This is a genomic window from Oleiphilus sp. HI0067 (assembly GCF_001635735.1).
Genome location: NZ_LWFI01000063.1, coordinates 1 through 798, shown reverse-complemented (window position 1 = coordinate 798; position 798 = coordinate 1). Strand labels below are relative to the sequence as shown.

1 protein-coding gene and 1 pseudogene are annotated in these 798 nt (G+C 45.0%); one reads left to right on the top strand and one right to left on the bottom strand.

The window, feature by feature from the left end; genetic code table 11:
• Nucleotides 1-481 (top strand): SprT-like domain-containing protein (locus tag A3739_RS31295; protein ID WP_068499853.1); only part of this gene is annotated, 481 nt, incomplete at its 5' end.
• A 65-nt stretch (nucleotides 482-546) separates the two neighbouring features.
• On the opposite strand, the pseudogene A3739_RS29110 reads toward A3739_RS31295, so the two are convergent.
• Nucleotides 547-798 (bottom strand): annotated as a pseudogene (locus tag A3739_RS29110) (hypothetical protein); the annotation flags it as partial.

The following is a 798-nucleotide window of genomic DNA, read 5'->3' as shown; positions in this document are numbered from 1 at the left end:
CCAAGACTACTTTGGGCGACAGTTTTGTTTAGATGCAGTCAAGTTTGACTTGAGAGGGAAGTCTGCAGGGCAATTTAGAATCAGAAAGGCGCAATCACGAGCGCTGAGTCGTAAACAGAGCCTTATAAAAGAGATACGATTTAACCAGGAACTCCTTTCGCTTTATGGTCAACAATTCATAGATGAGACGGTAGGCCACGAAGTAGCGCATTTTATCGTGCACGAAGTTGTCGAACGTCGCGTTAGACCTCATGGGCGCGAATGGCAATCGGTGATGATAGACGTTCTTAAAAAAGCCCCTGAAGTGACTCATCAATATGAAGTTAAACCAGCGAGAACCATAAAACGATACCGTTACCACTGCGCTTGTCCAAACAAGTATCATGAATTGACGTCTATCAGGCACAATCGAGTAAGGCGCGAGAACGCAAAGTACGTCTGCAGGATTTGTAAGACAGCGCTTTTGCCAAGCGACAATTAATTTAGGCCACTTTGAAACACTCGATTTCATTTTTTAGAGCATCCACCGCAACGATTAGGTTTTGGCTAAGACTCAGCAATGAATAGACTTCCGTTTGCCGTTTCTTCCGACAATGCCTGAGTTGTTGTCACATTGCGACTAATCTCTTCAGAAACTGAAAGTTGTTCGCTCGACGCCGTTGCGATTTGTCCAGCCATATTAAGGATCTGATCTATCGCTTGCTCGATTGTATCAAGAGAAGTTTTTGTGTCGTTTGATTGAGTAGCCGTCTGTTGTGAGAGCTCTCGACACGCTAGCATCGCATCGAGCGACGCTTT